Here is a 16,392-nt window from a genome sequence, read left to right as displayed (position 1 = left end):
TCTTTCCCATTATTTTTTTAGTAAATAGATATATTCACAATTTATAATTCCTGCTGTTTTATTTCGCTTCGTCATTAGACCTCTTGAATGGATCTCGTCAACGAGTTCTAGGGTCACTTGAAACCCTATATCTTTTGCTATTTTTACTAAGTAAACATGTGTGTTAAAGTCAAATTTGCATATTCTATTGTTAGATGAAACTAATACGAAATAGCCACCCGACTTCAATACTCTATAGGCCTCTTTGATTGCATCTTTCATTTCTAATAAATAATTAGCAGCTATATGTGCTCTTAAAGGATTAATTTTATGTATTTGAGCTAGCAAACTATCCGCTTGAGATATACCTGTTATCAGTAGTTCTTGATAAGTGTGCTTAACATAGTGCTCTCTTCCTATGTTTTTATCCTCATATTTTCTTAATTCATGCGGTTTGCATAAGCCTGTCCATCCTAAGCAGAGGCTGGAAGATCTTATGTACTTTTGTGCACCTGCGTACGGAGGAGATGTAATAACTAACTGAACGGAAGAATCGTAAACTTTTTTCCCTACCTGCATTAGTTTTCTTGCATCGTTGAAGAGTTTGATTTTTGGCTTCAGCTTTTTTAAGTTTAGCTCATTACTCAATGACTCTGCTCTTTTAATATTGATCTCACATATTTCTCTAAAAACCGAAAGCGAATCAATGCCATCTAGCAATGACAGTTTTCTGCTAACGGCAATATAGTTCTTGCTATCAACTTCAAAGCGATTTTTGTTAAGTTTTACTGGTACAGATAATCTTGGATCAGCATAACTTACTCTTTTTGCTGTGGCTGATAAACATAACAAGAAGAAATCTCTATACTTTTTATTTGGAATCGAGGTGATACAGTTATAAATTTTTGTGAGCTGGTTTTTAGCTTTTTTGTTGAACCAATAATCCATATTTACAACCTCTGGTTTATAAGAAGTTGTACAACTATCTAAATTATTCTCAATGTTATTGAGTAAACTCTCTAAAGTGGTTCTGTTAACTTTTGAAGTTTTAACAGAAGTGATAAGTCTAGCAAGGGGGTTTGAGTCTGAGCCAATGGCGTGGCGACCTTGAAGTATTGCTTCGAGAAGAACAGTTCCACTACCACTAAAAGGGTCTAGTACATAATCCCCTTTTTTCGAAAGGATATCGTTACTTAAGAAAAAAACAGGGATTTGCTGAATAAGCTTTGCTGGATAAGGGTGTATTCGGTGTGTAAATCTTTCACCGCATCTTTCCCAAGAAACCAGCTTCCGAAAATCTACCTGTATAGGTTTCTTCTTATATTTGTACTCTTCTAACAGCTGGGTCAGGTTTTTATTAGCAATCTCCAGGTTATTGTTAGTAAGGAGCTTGAGCGAACTTTCTATTTTCCCCACAGTATCCCTAATCTTATTTGTTATTTATAGTATGGTTAATTGGTGCTAAAGGTCATTATAACCTATCTCATTTTCCATGTCTGCAGCGGAGAACGTACTTAAATTTTGTATTATGAGCGACTAACTTATTGATTTGAAAGTGGCTATTCTTGCTATTTCTGAATGGCTGTACAAGAAAGCTAAGTATGTATGAAAAAGTCGCCACAAGTTGCCACGTGGCAACTTTCTGGCGCTGAGCCAAACAAGGAGAGAGCCATACCCAGCTATTTCGGTTGGTCATACTTAACAGTCAAATTGTCAGGTTTGAACCTAAAAGCATGGGTTAGTTTGGCGTAAATCACCTTTATTATTAGACTATTCTCCATTGTGCTACCATCTGGAAATGTTTTGTGTGCTGTTAATATGTGATTAAAGGGGAGGGAGGGTTTGAAAGAGAGAGTAGAGAAGAAGGAGAGGGGGATTCTTACAAGCTTAATAGTTTTTATGGTCTTGCTGGTAATATTGCTAGTAACCCATTCCTATTTATGGGCGAACTGCCAACCGTATAAAGGCTTTATTAATACTCATATTGTACTGCCTGGAACATCTACCTTCATTAATTCAACTTTAGTATCAATGGTTGGGGCTTTTGCGGGTGCTTGGATTGCATTCCAAATTCAAAACTACAGAGACAAGAAAAAAGAGTTTAACACGAAAAAAATACTGGCAGCAGAGCTGTATTATAACTATATGGATACGTTAAGGTTTGTAGCTGGGTATAGGAATGAGTTTATAAATAAGGATAATATAGAAGATAAAGACTTATTCATGCTTGCATATAGGCCTGGGATGTCACCGAGGTCAGAGCTGTTTAGTATTAATGGTGAGACAATAAAGTTTTTATCATCTGAGCCCTCTTTGCACAATACGTTAAAAGATATTAGCGTTTCAAAAGATCTATTTGGGCAGTTCAAATATACTTTAGACAATTTTCATGAGTTTTATTTCGGTGAATATAGAGATACTAGTGTAAGAATTACGCAGTATATAAATAAGTGTAGAGCTGGGAGCAAGCCCTGTAACTCTAAAGATATACTTAATCCTGATGTTATAGAAATTAAGTATTGGACTATGTTAACGGGCTATGTAAAAAATATCGAACAATCTAATTTATTAATCTTCAACCACCTGAAGGGCTCTGTCATGACTCTAGAGAAAGAGTTTAAAAGCTACTTTAAATCTGAGCTACCAGTTTTGATCTCTAATAGTCCCTTTAACAAAAATCATTAAGCTTAGTTTATCTAAGAAAAAGCCGGAGAATAAAGTGAGTAAGTGAAAGGAAAATATTTAACGAATTGAACAACGTACTATGATGATGAAGATGATTCGTGGTCGCTATCGTACTTTCACAGTCAAATTGTCTGGGTTAGCCTTCATGAATTGGAGTGATGGGTACTTTATTACTGTTAAGTTATTGATTATCTGCTCTACGATGACTGTCAGGCAACTAACAGTCAATTTGTCAGAGTTACTACTTATTTGTCAGGTTTAGAGCAGGAGCGTTTATATGTGCTTTACCTAGACGTTAAGTATTAACCAATAAAAGGGTTAAACCAAATCAGTTGCTTAGAATTGAACGAAGTTTACTACTTAGCAATAGTTACATTGATATTTAATGTAATCACACAAAGTTATTAGTTGGATAAATATATGGTTGATAATAATATTAATAAAGAAATAAAGTTTCAAAATTCGGTTCTCAAAGATGCATTCCTTAAATTTTCCTTAGCTCTCTTAGATATTATTGAAGTTCATAATATTAAGTATGCTAAATACACCTAATGAAATGTGGGTTCCAACAGGTGATGGGCATTATATAAAGCAAGAATATATAGCAAAGCTATGGGAGCTTTGCATTTATGATGCATATAAAGTTATTAAAGAAAAAAAATCAAATGAATATAACGCTCTAAAAAGTGAGATATATAAGGACTTTGTACTCAGTAAGCACATAAATAATCTTGTAGGAGATGTAGGTCAATCATCCTTAATTGAGCTTAAATATGTAATGACATGGCCTATTTTGAAAGCATTAAGAGAAGGTGTGGATATAAGTAGAGCTGTTTTTATTGATGAAATAGAAAGTGCTTATGAATTACTTGAATCTTTCTTTTACAGAAAGGAATTCAATCGATTTAGCTATACATTTATATACGGATATGACCAGGAGCAGCAAGAATTAGTACTATCTGAAAACTTATCGATTATCAGATTTGGTGATAAAGAAATGATGGGTATGTTAGAAAATGGAGTAGTCTTATTCCCACCTGCATTAGATCAAAAGTTTGTGAAACCCATAAGGTATGCACTTAAACAAAAGAGCAAACTTTTTAAGCTTATTGGTGAAATAGAAGATAATGAGACTGAAACCAAAGAATATCTGTTAAAGGAATATAATCGTAATAAAGAGAAGGAGGCCGTTTTACAGGCATTAACAGTATTTAAGGGAGGGTCAATAAAAGCAGTTTGTACAGTTGCAATTAATGACAATATATTTTCTGGTAGTGTTAATGAGTCACGAGAAAGTCATATAGACGCTCACACAACTAAAGGGATGTATTTGTCTTCTGAGGAGGCAAGTAACTTTAAATCATTCTGGCTGAGGCATAGAAAGTTTTTTGAAGATGAAGTCTTAGGTTTTTTGTCATTTGCAATTAGACGGTTGTATTTATCTAATCAAAGAAAGCTAATAGACGATCAAATAGTTGACTTAGTTATTGCTTGTGAGTCTATATACCATGGTTCTGAAAGTGGTAGCGGAGAAAATGACTCTATAGCTTTTAAGGTTCAAACCAGATCAGCGCTGTATCTATCGAATAATGGTACAGAGCGAAAAGAGATATTCGACTTCATGAAGCTTGCATATGGATGTAGAAGTTCTATCGTTCATGGTAGAAAGCTCAAGACAAAAGGATATACACCAGAGCAAATAGTAGGAAAATTGAAAAGTTATATCCGTTTATCAATAACAAAAATAATGACGACTCATTTGGAGTCCAATATTGAGAGCTGGAAAGAGTATTGGATAAACCTATTCTTTATGGATAAAGATGAGGCAAACAAATAATTCGCATAATATAAAATACAATTGTTAAACTATTAAACATTGGCTTGTCAGTTTTTCTCGCAAAGGATATCTGGTCCAAAATAATAGCTTATAAAGCATTATATGTTTTATTGAGAGGTTAAGCCTTCTCCTTGAAGGTATGCTTTTCAAATGCTTGCTCGATGATTTGTATAAGGTTTTTCGATTCATCATAAGTTGTATGAGTTGTTCTTGCTATTTCTGAAGCTAATTGATGCTTCTTTTTCTCATCAGAAAAAAGGTTCTCCTGTATGTGGGAAAAGGACTCTTTACTCATAATGCTTAATGCATCATCTGATAACTTCATCGTGCTTGCTACTATTTCATCATACTCAGCATCTTCCATATAACTATTGTCATATAGCTCATCAAGAATTTCGGGGATTTTGGAGTAAGTTTTTACCATATAATAGATATCAGTAGCATCTTTACGACGCTTATCATACGTTCGATCTAACCAAGAAATAAGTTTAAGTATTAATACTCCAGCAGGAGAGGCAACTTTAATTTTAACCTCAGGCTCTGCATTTATAATAACATCTAGTGCATTGTTTAGGGCCTCTCTAAACCCCTTTACGCTCATGACGATATCTTCTTTAGGAGGCCAGGCTATTTCATCTTGTGCATTTGCTATTTCTCCGAAAGGTATGATGTCTACTTCCCATTCTAATCCTTTGTTATCAAGCATGGTCAGCTGATGGGGTTTGTCTTTATTTGGCTCAAAATTGGCCTTTATTAGCTCTTCTTTTAAGTGTTGGAATTGAGCCCAGCTTTGCACCTGTATACCGAAGTCAACGTCCCTTGTACCTCGTTCAATTTTGCAATCAAATCCATGTACCATGACGAGGTCTCTAGCCATCGCCCCTATTACCAAGTATGAAATTTCAAGAGATTGTGATACTTCGTTTATTTGTTTATAGAGTTGTGTAAGACCCTCTGGAAATTTGTCAGAGATATCAATCAAGGTACTGTTCATATAATCGCTCTGCTGCTTCTAAATTTCTAGGGTCATGTGTTGCTACTAAGTTTGCATATACAAGTAAAGGATGTGCTAAATCAGGCTGCTCTCCTGTTAGCTTAGATATTTCGATAAAAGGTGTTACCAGCCTTACGCTATAATCAATATCTTCATGTGGTGATGGTTTTCTTAGCCTTAATTCTTTTATTAACCCTGCTTTCTCTTTTTCAGCTATGTATATGGTAGCGTCTTTGGCTCTTAAGTGGTGCTGATATAATTCGGCCGCAACTTCTCCTCCCCAAATAGCATTAAAGTCACGAATATTGGTATCTTTAATTGTGGTTATATCTCTTGCGACTAATAATTGCGATGCTTGTTTGGCATGTATATTCGCGGGGTAATAGCTTACCCAATAGTCCCTCAAAGCATCTACTCTATCAAGCTCCCGTTCTCCTCGGCCCATTTGTACGATAAAGCCCTGATAAGTAAGATCATCCATAACTTGTTTGACTGTACCTAAAGCAATTTCCGCTTCTTCTGCAATAGTTCGTAAAGAGGCTCTAACTAAGTCAGGACGTGAGAGAAGCATATAAATAACTTGCATACCTTTAGGCATGAATGCTTTTCCTATCTGCTTATTGAGTTGTTCTACCTTGTGAAGTTTGACTGGTCTCTTACCCTGGATGTTTAGATATATAGGGGGGGAGTCAATGTAAGCATTTCCTGCTGTGTCGATATATTGTACTCCTTCTGACTTAAGCCTTTTAGCTTGGTTTGCGTTGACATAGTCAGTGACCAGTAAGGTGTTTCTCAGGTTCATATTATTAGAAGACTTGAGCTGTTTCACGATGCTTGTAACAGGTATGTGGTTAACCCATTTTTTTTCCTCAACATGAAGAGTGATCTCTCCATTTGGTGAGCGAATACATAGGTCGGGTTGGCTAGCACTAGATATAATTTCTACCTCTAACGTCTCTTCCAGTGCTTTAATCGCTTCTTTTAATAAAATGCTTGTATGCATATGTTCATTTTTACCGAGCGTTCATTAATAATGAACATGCTACCTAAAGTGAACATATATGGCAAGTTGAGCTGTTACCTTATTGAAAATAGGGGGTATCAGAGATACTTTATCTTTGATGTTAGGTCTTCGCCCCGAAGGTGGGTATAGCGCTTTAGCATTTGCATGGATTTGTGGCCGGTGATTGAAGAGACTTCTTGGTCACTTAATCCAGCTTCGACTAATCGTCTTGTGGCTTCATGGCGTAAGTCGTGGAATTTAAAGTCGGCTATTCCTGCCTGGCGAACTAAGTTTATCCAAACTTTTCCGATAGTGTAGGGTTTGCGTTTGCCGTTACGTCCTGGTTCACCAAAAAAGATAAGGTTGGTATCAATGGGTCTTACGGGGTTACTCAATGCTTTCTCAAATACTTTGATTGCTTTTAGCGAAAGGGGAACGGTTCGGGAGTCACCATTTTTTGTTTCAGTGAGCTTTACGATGCCTTTCTTGAGGTCAACCTGATCTCGGGTAAGGTTTAGAATTTGACCTTGCCTCATTGCCGTATATAAAGCGAGTTGCACTATCCAAAGTAACATTGGATTAGAGTAGTTAGATAAGGCTTCAAAGAGCTTCTTTACTTCGTCAGGTGATAGGCGTCTATTTCGACCTGATCCCGACTTAGGTTTTCTGACGTTCATAACGGGGTTGTATACGATCCCCATCCCCCATTCTTGAATGGCCACTGTATATAAATTACTTAAAAGGGCTAATTCAAGACGGACAGTATTATTACTTTTACCTTCTTCCAGTCGTTCATCACGAAAGTTTGCTATCACTTCTTGAGTGAGCGCGGCCAAACTATATCGACCTAAATATTTATGCAGAGTATTCGCACTGGTTTTATCGCGCTTTTGAGAAGTGGGCTTTTTCTGAGAAGTGATTTCTTTTAAATAGCGATGCAGTGCATGGGCAAGAGTAGTGCGTTCGGAACCAGCACGTTTGATATAAACACCACGTACCATTTCATCTTCAGTAGTGCGTGACCAGTCTTCGGCATCACGTTTTATACGGAAGGTTTTACTGGTAGTAGGCCAGCCTTTTAGTCGAATGACTGACTTCCATTTTCCGTTGGGGGTTTTGGTGATTGTAGCCATAAGATATCCTTAAAAGTAACGACTGTACTTAAAATGTACCTAATGGCATTTGCTTGTGCAAATAAAAAAGGCCTGCATAAAGCAAGCCTATGATATATATAAAGAATAATGGTGGCCCGGGGCAGAATTGAACTGCCGACACAAGGATTTTCAATCCTCCGCTCTACCAACTGAGCTACCAGGCCGCAGGACGCGTATTAAACCGATTGAGGGGCTTTAAGTCAAGCCCCTTTCTTAAAATTATTAGAATTTTATTGGCTTAGGTTAAGAGGGCTTTATTTGTCTTCTTCGGGGACGTAGCCTTCGGGCTTTTCGTAGTCGCCACCAAACAGGTACATTTCCATTTGTTCCGCTAAATAGGACTGCGCTTGCGGGTCCATCAGGCTGAGTCGTTTTTCGTTAATGAGCATGGTTTGATGGTTTAACCATTGGGTCCATGCTTCTTGCGAAATTTCGTTGTATATTTTTTCGCCAAGTTCACCCGGGTAAGGTTTGAAGGACATGCCTTCGGCTTCTTTTTGCAGTTTTTTGCAGAATACGGTGCGTGACATTTCTATCTCCACTTGTCATCGGTTGAGTGGTTTGCCGTGCTGTCAAACTCAGGCGTTTTCTAGGAGTTTGCTCAGTAATTTGCTGACCGGAGTGGGCAGGCCAATCTCGTTCAGCTGGCTTTGGCTAAACCAGTCTGCTTGTGCGGGCTCCATGATACTCGGATGGGAATTTTTTTCCACTAATGCTTTCTCGTTAGCGCTTTGCAGGAGCAGCGGTTGCACCTTGAGATCATAGTGGCTGAATTTATGCACAAAGGCTTCGAGTTGTTGGATGTTTTCAGGACTCATGTCTTGCTGCTGCACTTCGGGTAAAGCCCACAGGCCACCCCAGATACCGCTCGGTGGCCTTTTATGCAGCATGACTTTTGCCTGGTCATTGGCGTCACTGATATTGATGAGCCAATAAACCGATTTGCTTGGGCGTGCTTTCTTGGGCTTTTTGCCGGGATACTGCTCGATACTGTCATTGTGATAGGCAAGACAGTGCCTGGACAATGGGCAGCTTTGGCAGTCGGGTTTGCTGCGGGTACAGATCACAGCGCCCAAGTCCATCATCGCCTGGTTATAGGCAGCGGTTTCTTGTTTGGGGGTGTTAGCTTCGGCTCGCTCCCATAAGGCTTTTAAAACTTTGCCGTTGCCTGGCCAGCCTTCAATGGCGTAGCAACGTGCCAGTACGCGTTTGACGTTGCCATCCAGAATGGCGGTGGCCTGGCCAAAAGCAAAAGAGGCGATTGCACCTGCGGTTGAGCGGCCAATGCCGGGCAGGGTTTCGATAACTTTAGGTTCTTGTGGAAACTGTCCAGCGTGCACGGTTTTGATGATACGCGCGGCTTTGTGCAGGTTGCGGGCACGGCTGTAATAACCCAGCCCGCTCCAATGTTGCATGACCTGATCGTCGCTGGCCTGTGCCAGATCAATCAAGGACGGGAAGCTGTCAATAAAGCGCTCAAAATAAGGAATGACGGTGGTGACCTGAGTCTGCTGCAACATGATTTCGGACAGCCAGATTTTGTATGGGTCTTGAGTGTTTTGCCAGGGCAGATGCTTGCGCCCGAAAGCATGGTAGTAATCAATGACCTGCTGGGCGAAGGCAGTGGGTGACCAAGGTTTTGTCATGTGAGCTCAGGCTAGAACTTATAGATAATTGGCAGAACGAAGGACAGGGTAATCCACATCAGTATCACCAGCGGTACGCCGACTTTGATGAAGTCTGAAAATTTATAACCGCCAGCACTCATAACCAACAGGTTAGTTTTATAAGCCATTGGTGTGGCGAAGCTCATATTGGCACCAAACAGAACCGCCATCACAAAGGGTTCAGCGGGTAGGTTAAGCTGGTTCGCGATACTGACCGCAATTGGAGTGCCGATGACCGCTGCCGCATTGTTTGAGACGACATTGGTGAGCAAGGCTAGCAACAACATCAAGCCGCTCAAGAGTACCGCTGGTGGCGCGCCATAGAGCGAGGATACGAAGGCTTGAGCAAGGTACTCGGCGGCACCGGTTTCAATCATGGCGATACCAAGCGCTAAACTCGCTGCGACAATCAGGATGACCTGTGCGCTGAGGGCATGCATGGCTTCTCGCCAGGTCATGCAATGAACAAGAATCATCAACATGGCGCCGCCCAAGGCGCTGATGGCAATCGGTAGCGCACCAACTGCGGCAAGCAGAACGACCAGCCCCATAATCACAAGAGCGCGAGGAGCTCGGTGCGATTTGGGTAAGTCAGTGGTCGCATCAAGAATCAGGATTTCCCCGCTTTTCTTGAACTCAGCAATGTCCTTCTGACCACCTTGCACCAGCAACACATCACCGACGTGCAAAGTGACGGTGCCAAGGCCTTTATTATGCATATCGACCACGCTATCTCCGCGGTGGAGGGCTATTGCCACCAGACCGTACTGATCAATAAATTCTACATCTTTAAGGGTGCGGCCCGCGAGCGGAGAACCAGGAGTTACTACAATTTCGGAAAGCTGCTGATTTTCGGCGGTTAGCGGATGGTCTTCGCTGATTAGCTTGCCCCGGCGGAACAATTTAGCGCCTAAGACCTGTTCATATTCTTTGAGGTGCTCTGGGGAGTCAATGACTCTTAGTCTGTCACCGGCTTTGATCTTGGCATCGGGCATCGGCACGATTGAAATTTCGTCACCGCGTTGAATGCGGATCACCTTCATCTGGCCGTCCGTTCTATTTATAACTTCAGATAAGGTTTTACCAACCGCAAATGAACCTTCGTCAATATGCAACTGGGCAGTAAAAACACGCGGAGAAGTATTTTTCATAACTGCCTGTCGTTCTGGCAGTATGCGCGGGGCTACGAGCCATAAATACAGGATAGCGACACAGGCAGCGATGCTGGCGGGTAGCAAGAAATCAAACATGCCAAATTTGGGCAGACCCAGATCGGCAGCAACAGAAACTACTAAAAGGTTAGTCGAGGTACCAATGGTGGTGGCCATACCGCCGATAATGGTGGCGAAACCCATTGGCATCAGTAATTTAGAAGGACTACTTTTGGTACGAATAGCGACGCTAACTAAAATAGGCAGCAGCAACACAACAATCGGCGTGTTGTTGACGAAAGCACTTAGGATGCCGGCAATAACCAGGGTGAGCAGTAATGAAAACAGCGGCGCGGTTTTCCAGACCTTACCAAGAAAACGGCCGATGGGTTCAAGAGCACCAGTTCGCACCAACCCCTGGCCACAAATCATCAAAGCACAGACAGCAACCAATGCCTCATGGCCGAAGCCGCTGAAAAACTGCATCGGCTCAAGTCGGCCGTTGAAGTTATGGAAAGGAACAAAACTGAAACCCACAGTGAGACATAGCAGGACGATCACGCACGATGTTTCTAACGGAATATCATCGCGACGAAACAGATACAACGCAAAAACCGTCAGTAGCAGCACAAAAAGAGCGTGATTGTTGGGCAAATCAGGAAACGGCATTCCTTAGTTCCACTCCTACTTATGTCATTGTTTTTATGCCGGGTCGAACTGCTCACCTTACTGATTTAGGCCTATTTTCGCAATCCTTTTTGTCAGACCAAAGCTAATGATGCAAAAGTGAACAAAGAGTGTGCTAAAATCGCGCCAATCCCTGCAAGTCGAGACAAATCAGTGAGTTCCGAAGAGAGCAAAAGCGAAAAAAGAATCCGTAAGATTCGTAGTTATGTGCTACGCGAAGGGCGCTTAACCAAGGGCCAGCAACGAGCCATGGAAGAGTTATTCCCGCAAATGAGTCTTGAGCTCCAGGAGCAGGCTTATGATTTTGAGAGTATTTTTGACCGTAAAGCCCCAGTGGTTCTGGAAATTGGTTTTGGCATGGGCAAATCACTCGCCGAGCAGGCCGCCAATGAACGTGACAAGGATTTTATCGGCATCGAAGTGCACAAACCTGGTGTCGGTGCCTGCTTAGTGCTGGCTGAAGAATACGAACTGACGAATCTACGCGTGATCAATCACGATGCGGTAGAAATCATCGACCACTGCATACCCGATAATAGTCTAGAGCGAATCCAGATATTCTTTCCCGATCCATGGCATAAAAAGAAACATCACAAACGTCGAATCGTGCAAACCGAGTTTTGCCAAAAACTGCATAAGAAACTGGTTAAAGGTGGCATCCTGCACCTAGCGACCGATTGGGAAAATTACGCCGAATATATGCTCGAAGTATTAAACCCGATGGAAGAATTTAAAAATCTGTCAGAGACAGGTGATTATGTGGCAAAACCTGATTCGCGTCCTTTGACCAAGTTTGAAGCGCGAGGACAGAAGTTAGGTCATGGTGTCTGGGATCTCATTTTTCAAAAATAATTGTCTATTTGCTAACTGCGCGACACGAAGCATACAAGCCGTGAACTTCAATCGAATATTTAGGCTAAAAATAGAGGGTGTTGGGGTAGCGGTGTTATTTCGAGAAATCTAATTTGATATAGAATTATTAAGGCTTGCCTGGTTGGGCTTTGATAGTTTCGCCTTGGCTAGTGTGTAAAATAAGCTGGCCGTGTTCGGTTATATCAAAGCGGCTGACGTTAGCCAGATGTTTGAGGAAGTTTGCTTCTTGTTCCATCAGTGATGGCTCGCAGGCCATCAGGGTGGTGGTGATAGGGCTAACGGTAAGGCCTTCGCCAGTCAGGTTGTAACTGCTTGTGTAGCGGTTGCAACTGGCGATGCCGGAGAGTTGAGATTCAGCATTGAAGTTGAGCGAAATGCGGGATTCTTCAGCCAGCATATTATTGGCGACTGTCAGCACTGACCATGAGTTTTTGGTCAGTAGAGAGCGGGGTTCGCCACCACAGCCGATGAGTGTCTCTTCTTCTGTTTTTATTGATACGGTGTAAGGGTAAGGCACGCCGCTCATTGAGTCATGGCAGAGTTTGTTTTCGGCAAGTAAAGTCAGGTTGCCTTGTTCACTTTTCATCTCCAACATGTGCCCTACTCTGAGAAGAGGCTGCTTTGCAAAAACGTCGCTAATGGTTGTCTGGCCATAATCGGCAATCAATTCAAACTGATCATTGTTAACGGTTAGTAGCCAGCCTGGCTCATTGCCACGTGCAGTGAAGGGTAAGGTTAATTTTTTGCTAGCTGTATCAGAACGCTGAATGGTAACTTTTTCACAGTTTGAGAATCGCTGCCCATTGAATTCGAGTGTTGCGCTATCACCTTTTTGCCAGAAGAGGGTATTAGTGGCTTTGTTTTCAAACTTGCTGCCGGAAGCGCTTGGGGTCTGACTTAATTGATAGCTCTTATCTTCAATAGTGAGTGTTAGATCGTCGCCAAAAAAATCAGTTTTAACCAGTAAGTGAGAGCAGATAAATTCTGCAGAAACTCTTTGCTGCAAAGCGGCTTTTTCGTTCTCGTTGTTGTTTGCTTGGTTTTCGGGTTTAGAAGGGTCAGTGTCGCAGCCGGTGAGTAATAAGCAGCTGAACAAGCCAAGGGTGAGAAATCGTGTGTAATCCATAACGAATATCCTTTTTATTTCCTAAAGTTGCTATATGGTATTTTAAGTTTTAATTAAGTGTTTTTATATTAATTTGATCGTCTCTTATGGTATCAGTTTTATTCTGAGCAGGCTCTTCTTCAATAAACCGTTGTAATAATTCGTTCAGGAACAAGCTGCCTTTTTCAGTAGGCTCAATTCTATCTTTGCTGTTATGCAAAAGTCCATCGGCAATGGCTTCATTAATAGCTGGTTGGATGTCGCTCAGTAGCAGGCCGGTTCGTTCTTGGAAATAGCTTGTCGGAACACCATTTAATAAGCGTAGGGCATTGAGCATAAATTCGAAAGGCAGTTCATGCGCAGGTATTGCCTGGCTGGTGCGGATTTCTGCTACCGTTTTTTGCAAATAATCTTTGGGGTGGCGGCTTTTGGTGGTGCGCTGAATCTGATCAAGATCGAGACGTGTAATTTTGCCGTGTGCTCCTGCGCCTATGCCGAGATAGTCGCCGAACTGCCAGTAATTAAGATTATGCTGTGAGCGATATTCTGGCTCGCGAGCATAAGCTGAAACTTCATATTGGTTATAACCATGTTGCTGCAGCAGGGCTTGGCCCTGTTCCTGGATAGTCCATAACGTATCATCTACCGGTAAGGTTGGCGGCTGTTGATAAAACAAGGTATTTGGTTCAATGGTCAGTTGATACCAGGAAATATGTTGGGGCTTCAGATTAATGGCAGTTTGTAGATCGGCCAAAGCTTGCTCGGTAGTCTGATCGGGAAGACCGTGCATCAGATCAAGGTTAAAGGAACGAAAGCCTGCCTGGTGGGCAAACTCTGCGGCAGCAATCGCCTGCTCGGGATTATGCACGCGGCCCAGCAGTTCAAGATGCCGGGAATTGAAACTTTGCACACCAATCGACAGGCGGTTAATGCCAGCCTGACGAAAACCAGCAAAGCGCTCGGCTTCGAAGGTGCCGGGATTGGCTTCCATGGTAATCTCGATATCGCCTTCAAAGGGAATGCGTGCGCGGACACCGCTAATCAGGCGATCCATTCCCTCTGCCGAAAATAGACTTGGTGTGCCGCCGCCAATAAAAATACTGTGTAGCCGTCGCCCCCAGACCAGTGGTAATTCCTGTTCCAGATCGAGCAATAGTCTATCGATATATTCTTGCTCAGGAATATCGTCCAGCCCACCAAGTTGTTTGATGCCGTGTGAATTAAAATCACAATAGGGGCACTTACGAATACACCAGGGGATATGGATGTAGAGCGATAGAGGTGGGTTGGTCAGGAATGACATGCTAGTTATATATTCTTGGTGGTGTGTAACGCGGATAATTGTTCCATCAAGCTACGTAGGGCTTTGCCGCGATGGCTAATGGCTGCTTTCTGCTCGGCGGATAATTCAGCGGCAGCACACTGATGCTCAGGACACCAGAACAAAGGGTCATAGCCAAAACCGCCATCCCCAGTCTCAGACTCTAAAATACGACCTTCCCAGCTGCCCTGGCAAATAATCGGAGTTGGGTCATCGGCATGTTCCATAAAAACCAGAATGCATTGATAACGCGCGCTACGCTCAGCCGTTGGCACGCCTTTGAGGTTATCGAGTAATAAGTCATTGTTAGCCTGGTCATCAGCATTGCCTTGGTGTTCGGGATCATCCAGGGCGGCAAAGCGCGCAGAATAAATGCCGGGCATACCTTTTAAATAATCAACTTCAATACCGGAGTCATCGGCAATCGCAGGCAAACCAGTCACTTTAGAGGCATGGCGAGCCTTGATAATAGCATTCTCAACAAAGGTGGTGCCCGTTTCTGGGACCTCGGAAACATTAAGCTCCGTCTGGGGAATAATCTGGTAATCAAAACTAGCGAGTAGTTCGCTCAGTTCTTTCACTTTTTTAGCATTACCGGAAGCGAGAACAATTTTTTGCATGAGTTGATATTGGTCTGAAAGGTCAGAGAAGGATTATAACGTAAAAAGCAGTCGCCACTTAAACAAAAGCTTAAGTGGCGCAGGAAAACTGGATGGAGCTTGCAGCTTATTCAGCGTAGAACTTTTGCTTAAAGCTGATAGTTTCAGGACGGTTCATGCCCGGAACTTTAATCGTGAACTCGATGTCTGTCTCTTCTTCAGGGCGGAATTGAAAATCAGCGATATAGTATATGGCTTTCTCTTCTTTGATTTCTTTAAAGGCCAGCTGATTAAATTGTGACAGGCTATTGGTCACTTTGCCCTGAACATTTGCTGGAACCGCAGGTTGTTCGGTTGGTTCGCCATCTTTATGAATGGAAACATTCAGAACAGCCGTTAAGCCGCTTCGTGGGATCTTATAGTTGCTGGCAACATCGGGTTGCAAGAAAGAACTGTTGAATGCGTTGTAATAAATGATGTAATCACCAACTTTTTTTTCAGCAGCAACAGCAGTGTTGGTCAGTGAACCCAATAACAAAGTTGCTACTGCGGTTAGCGAATAAATCAATGTTGAGATTCTGGTGTGCATAAGAGCCTCCCAATATTCCCTTAATGATGAGGTTTCCTCTGAACTTGTGAGGAAACGGTATAAGATTCTAGTTTAATACAATAATGGACAGTATTCATTGAAGAGTTGCCCGAATGCTTAAAAAACAGTCGGGCAGAGATGTTGTGACTAAAAAAAGGAGTTACGGGGTAATCAGGCTAACGCCGAAGTTATATAAAATGCCCTGCAGGAAGAATAACCCTAGCAAAATGATCATCGGAGATAAGTCGATAGTGCCGAGGGGTGGGATGATGCGCTGAATGGGTCTAAGAATTGGGCGCGTAACCTGTATCAGGAAAATTAATCCAGGATTGTGGCGGCCACCACTCATAAAGCTGGCGATCATTAAACCAATAAACAGTATCAGCAGCAGGTTTGAGATAACCATGAATAAGCCGGAAATTGGGCCAAGACCAACCAGCACCATAAAAAGTATCACTTGCGGAGTCAGCATCACGGCTTCTTGCGCTGAGATAAAAAAGTGCTTGATAAGGAAAATCTTAGCTGTGATTAAGGCTAGCGCAATGACAAAGGAGGCCAGGTTGAATTTGCCCAGATCTGGCAATATCGAGCGTAACGGGTTAATAACCGGTGCTGTGAATTTATGGATAAATTGCGCCACAGGGTTAAAAAAGTCAGCGCTTCCAAGTTGCAGCAGCACTCGCAACAGGAAAACCATTGCGAACAGGTTAATAACATACTCAAGGATCGTTAATACTGGATTCATGGG

15 protein-coding genes and 1 tRNA gene are annotated in these 16,392 nt (G+C 42.1%); 3 read left to right on the top strand and 13 right to left on the bottom strand.

The window, feature by feature from the left end; genetic code table 11:
• Positions 1–9: 9 nt before the first annotated feature.
• Entirely contained in the window at positions 10–1,395 is a 1,386-nt protein-coding gene (locus ACN0VI_RS01055; protein WP_417445461.1) for a DNA methyltransferase, read from the bottom strand.
• A 426-nt stretch (positions 1,396–1,821) separates the two neighbouring features.
• On the opposite strand from ACN0VI_RS01055, the gene ACN0VI_RS01050 reads away from it, so the two are divergent.
• Positions 1,822–2,664 carry a hypothetical protein gene (locus ACN0VI_RS01050; RefSeq protein WP_417445460.1) on the top strand — a complete coding sequence of 281 codons (843 nt, stop codon included), beginning with the start codon at positions 1,822–1,824 and terminating at the stop codon, positions 2,662–2,664.
• Positions 2,665–3,199: 535 nt separating this feature from the next.
• On the top strand, positions 3,200–4,501 hold the full coding sequence (locus ACN0VI_RS01045) for a hypothetical protein (RefSeq protein ID WP_417445459.1): 1,302 nt from the start codon (positions 3,200–3,202) through the stop codon (positions 4,499–4,501).
• 118 nt (positions 4,502–4,619) lie between these two features.
• Here the strand turns inward: ACN0VI_RS01045 and ACN0VI_RS01040 are convergent, their stop codons facing one another.
• The 7 genes from ACN0VI_RS01040 to ACN0VI_RS01010 form a co-directional block, all read right to left on the bottom strand.
• Positions 4,620–5,495, bottom strand: coding sequence for a nucleotidyl transferase AbiEii/AbiGii toxin family protein (locus tag ACN0VI_RS01040; RefSeq protein WP_417445458.1), 876 nt, complete (start codon positions 5,493–5,495; stop codon positions 4,620–4,622).
• Positions 5,476–6,498 (bottom strand): type IV toxin-antitoxin system AbiEi family antitoxin, encoded by a 1,023-nt coding sequence (locus ACN0VI_RS01035; protein ID WP_417445457.1) that lies wholly within the window; start codon positions 6,496–6,498, stop codon positions 5,476–5,478. Before ACN0VI_RS01035 ends, ACN0VI_RS01040 begins: the two co-directional genes overlap by 20 nt.
• 98 nt (positions 6,499–6,596) lie before the next feature.
• Entirely contained in the window at positions 6,597–7,631 is a 1,035-nt protein-coding gene (locus ACN0VI_RS01030; RefSeq protein ID WP_417445456.1) for a tyrosine-type recombinase/integrase, read from the bottom strand.
• Positions 7,632–7,740: 109 nt separating this feature from the next.
• Positions 7,741–7,816 (bottom strand) — tRNA-Phe (locus tag ACN0VI_RS01025).
• A gap of 90 nt (positions 7,817–7,906) precedes the next feature.
• Positions 7,907–8,182, bottom strand: coding sequence for an oxidative damage protection protein (locus ACN0VI_RS01020; protein WP_290624634.1), 276 nt, complete (start codon positions 8,180–8,182; stop codon positions 7,907–7,909).
• Between the two features lie 48 nt (positions 8,183–8,230).
• Positions 8,231–9,298, bottom strand: coding sequence for an A/G-specific adenine glycosylase (gene mutY, locus ACN0VI_RS01015; protein WP_417445455.1), 1,068 nt, complete (start codon positions 9,296–9,298; stop codon positions 8,231–8,233).
• Between the two features lie 11 nt (positions 9,299–9,309).
• Positions 9,310–11,139: an SLC13 family permease gene (locus ACN0VI_RS01010; RefSeq protein WP_331890692.1), complete on the bottom strand. Its 1,830-nt coding sequence runs from the start codon at positions 11,137–11,139 to the stop codon at positions 9,310–9,312.
• A 147-nt stretch (positions 11,140–11,286) separates the two neighbouring features.
• Between ACN0VI_RS01010 and trmB the strand changes: the two genes are divergently transcribed.
• Positions 11,287–12,009 carry a tRNA (guanosine(46)-N7)-methyltransferase TrmB gene (trmB, locus tag ACN0VI_RS01005; protein WP_417446550.1) on the top strand — a complete coding sequence of 241 codons (723 nt, stop codon included), beginning with the start codon at positions 11,287–11,289 and terminating at the stop codon, positions 12,007–12,009.
• 127 nt (positions 12,010–12,136) lie between these two features.
• Here the strand turns inward: trmB and ACN0VI_RS01000 are convergent, their stop codons facing one another.
• The 5 genes from ACN0VI_RS01000 to ACN0VI_RS00980 all read right to left on the bottom strand — a co-directional run bounded on the left by ACN0VI_RS01000 (position 12,137) and on the right by ACN0VI_RS00980 (position 16,389).
• A complete protein-coding gene (locus tag ACN0VI_RS01000; RefSeq protein WP_417445454.1) occupies positions 12,137–13,156 on the bottom strand; it encodes an META domain-containing protein in 1,020 nt (339 codons plus the stop codon).
• Between the two features lie 49 nt (positions 13,157–13,205).
• Positions 13,206–14,438 carry a radical SAM family heme chaperone HemW gene (gene hemW, locus ACN0VI_RS00995; RefSeq protein WP_417445453.1) on the bottom strand — a complete coding sequence of 411 codons (1,233 nt, stop codon included), beginning with the start codon at positions 14,436–14,438 and terminating at the stop codon, positions 13,206–13,208.
• Between the two features lie 5 nt (positions 14,439–14,443).
• Entirely contained in the window at positions 14,444–15,076 is a 633-nt protein-coding gene (gene rdgB, locus ACN0VI_RS00990) for an RdgB/HAM1 family non-canonical purine NTP pyrophosphatase (protein ID WP_417445452.1), read from the bottom strand.
• 106 nt (positions 15,077–15,182) lie between these two features.
• A complete protein-coding gene (locus tag ACN0VI_RS00985; protein ID WP_417445451.1) occupies positions 15,183–15,644 on the bottom strand; it encodes a DUF4426 domain-containing protein in 462 nt (153 codons plus the stop codon).
• 160 nt (positions 15,645–15,804) lie between these two features.
• The gene (locus ACN0VI_RS00980; protein WP_417445450.1) at positions 15,805–16,389 is read right to left on the bottom strand and encodes a YggT family protein; all 585 of its coding nucleotides are present in this window, start codon (positions 16,387–16,389) and stop codon (positions 15,805–15,807) included.
• Positions 16,390–16,392: the final 3 nt, after the last annotated feature.

It is taken from the genome of Kangiella sp., assembly GCF_048265365.1.
Taxonomy (GTDB): domain Bacteria; phylum Pseudomonadota; class Gammaproteobacteria; order Enterobacterales; family Kangiellaceae; genus Kangiella.
The sequence above is the reverse complement of the archived record's forward strand: the minus strand, read 5'-3'. Positions and strand labels throughout refer to the sequence as shown.